The 2,870-nt window shown below is 71.4% G+C and carries 3 protein-coding genes and 2 pseudogenes; 2 read left to right on the top strand and 3 right to left on the bottom strand.

From position 1 onward, the window contains the following. Positions 1-14: 14 nt before the first annotated feature. Positions 15-482: a pyridoxamine 5'-phosphate oxidase family protein gene (locus STRTUCAR8_RS17990; protein WP_006377249.1), complete on the bottom strand. Its 468-nt coding sequence runs from the start codon at positions 480-482 to the stop codon at positions 15-17. Positions 483-589: 107 nt separating this feature from the next. Between STRTUCAR8_RS17990 and STRTUCAR8_RS17995 the strand changes: the two genes are divergently transcribed. Further along, positions 590-1,240: a cysteine hydrolase family protein gene (locus STRTUCAR8_RS17995; RefSeq protein ID WP_006377251.1), complete on the top strand. Its 651-nt coding sequence runs from the start codon at positions 590-592 to the stop codon at positions 1,238-1,240. A gap of 3 nt (positions 1,241-1,243) precedes the next feature. Here the strand turns inward: STRTUCAR8_RS17995 and STRTUCAR8_RS18000 are convergent, their stop codons facing one another. Continuing rightward, positions 1,244-1,681: a Rieske (2Fe-2S) protein gene (locus STRTUCAR8_RS18000; RefSeq protein WP_006377250.1), complete on the bottom strand. Its 438-nt coding sequence runs from the start codon at positions 1,679-1,681 to the stop codon at positions 1,244-1,246. 221 nt (positions 1,682-1,902) lie between these two features. On the opposite strand from STRTUCAR8_RS18000, the pseudogene STRTUCAR8_RS18005 reads away from it, so the two are divergent. Beyond that, positions 1,903-2,335: pseudogene (locus STRTUCAR8_RS18005) on the top strand (tautomerase family protein). 183 nt (positions 2,336-2,518) lie between these two features. Here STRTUCAR8_RS18005 and STRTUCAR8_RS18010 read toward each other — a convergent pair. Then, positions 2,519-2,870: pseudogene (locus STRTUCAR8_RS18010) on the bottom strand (AfsR/SARP family transcriptional regulator); the annotation flags it as partial.

The following is a 2,870-nucleotide window of genomic DNA, read 5'->3' on the forward strand; positions in this document are numbered from 1 at the left end:
AATACAGGTCGGCGCTACTGCGGGGGCAGTTTGCTGAAGTCCCAGGAGATCGTTTTTTCCGGGGTCAGGCGTATCCACGCGTGTCTGCCGTCGTGGGGCATCTCGTCCAGGCGGAAGTTCTTGCGGGCGAACAGCGTTTCCGGGACGTCCAGTTCGGCACGCAGTTCCCCGGTGCGAGGCGACTCGCCGACGAACTCGACGGTGCCTGACAGCTCGACGCCGCGCAGTTCGTCGTACTCCTCGCCCGTGTCGACGACGATCGCGACCTTCGGGTTGCGGGTCAGGTCGGTCCAGCGCTTGCTGCGGACCACCGAGTACAGCCACATGGAGATGCCGTCCCAGGCGAACCACAGCGTGCTCACATGCGGCGCGCCGTCGGCCGACACGGTGGCGACCCGGCAGGTGCGCTGGGTCGTCAGGAACTCGTCCAGCTCGCCCGGCGTCATCATGATCTTCCGGCCTCGGCGCTGAGCCACGGTCATGTGATCCCCCTCTTGCGTCAGAAAAGTAGATCGGGCTGTCTTCCGCCCGTACGCGGTGGGCGTTAGTCTCCCCCGCCCGTCCAGATGGTCCGCGACCAGGGAGCGCCATGCCGTCGTACGAACAGCTCAGCGAACTCCTCGACCCCGTGACCACGGTCCTGCTCACCGTCGAGTGCCAGCAGGGCGTCGTCGGCCCGGACAGCGCCCTGCCCGAACTCGCCGGGGAGGCACGGTCGTCGGGGGCGCTCGGCCAGGTCGCCAGACTGGTCGAGGCCGCCCACGGGACCGGTGTCCAGGTCATCCACGCCATCGCCGAACGGCGTCCGGACGGCCGGGGCGCCAACCACAACGCCCGACTGTTCCGTGCCGCCGAACGGCTCCCCGTCCAGCAGCTCTCGGGCACCACCGCGGTACGCGTCGCCCCGCCGATCGAGGTCGCCGACGAGGACTTCGTCGTACGGCGGCTGCACGGCCTGTCGCCGATCCACGGCACCGACGTCGACGCCCTGCTGCGCAACCTGGGCTGCCGGACACTGATCGTGACCGGTGTCTCGGCCAACGTCGCGATTCCCAACGCCGTGTTCGACGCCGTGAACCGTGGATACACCGTCGTCGTGCCCAGGGACGCCATCGCGGGGGTGCCCTCCGACTACACCCTCGCGATGATCCGCAACACCCTCGCGCTGGTCGCCACGGTCGCGACCACCGACGAGGTGCTGGCCTGTCTCAAGCGGCCCCGCGGTGCCGGGCGAGGGTGACGGTCAGGCGAGTGTGATGGAGTCCCCGGACACCTTGATCGACTCGGCGGCCAGCGCCTCGGTCGCCGGGCCCTTCTTCACGCTGCCGTCCGCGACCGAGAACTCGCTGTTGTGGCACGGGCAGGTGATGACGCCGTTGGTGATGCCCGTCACCGCGCAGCCGGCGTGCGTGCACTTCGCCGAGAACGCCTTGTAGGTGCCCGCCGTCGGCTGTGTGACCACCACGCCCTGGTCCTTGAAGATCTTGCCGCCGCCCTCCGGTATGTCGGAGGTCTTGGCGAGGGCGGTGCCGGCGGCGGCGCCCTGCTCGGTGGCGGAGTCCGACGAGTCGTCCTCCGAGCCGCACGCGGTCAGTGCGACGGCGAGCCCCGCCGCGCCGGCCGCCGCCATGACCGTACGACGACCCGGTCCCGATACGGGCTGAAGCGAGGCGCTGCTCATGCTGACGTTCCTTCCGGAGGCGTTTGCTGATCCGTACGAAGATACGAACCCTGCACGCGCGCCGTTCAGGCGGCCCGGGCATCCGGCCGCGAACGGCGTCGTCCCGGTCGGGTCTGGGCGGGGCCGGGAGAGCAGAAGCCCCACCCCTATGACGATGCGATCTCGCGACCGGCGGTCCGCATGTGCCTGCGCCGGTGCGCGCCGGACAAGGAGACCGCGTCATGTCGATCATCCGGCTCACCGTCCCGTCAGGCTCCCTCGGTGAGAAGGGCCGCGAGACCGTCCAACGCGACCTGGCCGAGGTCCTGTTGCGCTCGGAGGGAGCGCCGGACACGCCGTTCTTCCGGGCCCAGCTGTGGAGTTACCTCGTCGAACTGCCCGCCGGAGCGCAGACCACCGCCGAGGACGACGCACCCCGCTTCCTCATCGACGTGACGGTCCCTCGGGGCGCGCTCTCGGAGGAGGGGAAGGCCGGCCTGGTGCGGGACGCCACGGCAACCGTGCTCTCGGCTGCGGGGCTCACCGAGGCCGACGCGTCGCGGGTGTGGGTGCTGGTGCACGAGCAGCCCGACGGGACCTGGGGCGCGGGCGGGTCCGTCATCCGCTACGCCGACCTCGTGGCCAATCGCCCAAGGGCAGCGCGCCGAGGACTGAGCAGGCCGCGCCATCGGCTCGGCCACACCTCATCCGCCGTGGTCAGTTGTCCCGGAAGGGACCAGCGGGCGCTGTGACCTGCCGCCCTGATGCCCGCGTCCCCGACCGTGCGGGGTGAGTGCGCCCTGCATGGACGAACCGGCCGCGAAGCGCTCCCGGCCTGTGGTTTCCGGGCGCGGTGACTCACCGTGTGGCCGGGCGCGCCGATTCCGCCGTGGCTTGGGTCTCGTGGCCCCTGAGGGTGCCGAGAGCGAACTCCCGGGCGTAGGCGTCCTCGTCGATCGTGGCGCGCACGCGGGCGGAGATCCGCTCGACGTCACCCTGTTCCGCCGGGGGGTGAGGGGCCCCGGCCCGCTCCCTGGTCGCCGCCGCCGTGCCGAGCAGGCGTGCGGCCCGCCCCGGGTCCCCGGCCAGGGAGTGTGCGCCTGCCAGGCCTTCGAGCGCCAGAGCGACAGAGCGGGGGTCCTTGGTCGTCACGGCAGCCGCGAGACCGTCCCCGTGGCGCGCGAGGGCGCGGCCGGCGTCGCCGCGCTGT

Source organism: Streptomyces turgidiscabies Car8, assembly GCF_000331005.1.
GTDB lineage: Bacteria > Actinomycetota > Actinomycetes > Streptomycetales > Streptomycetaceae > Streptomyces > Streptomyces turgidiscabies.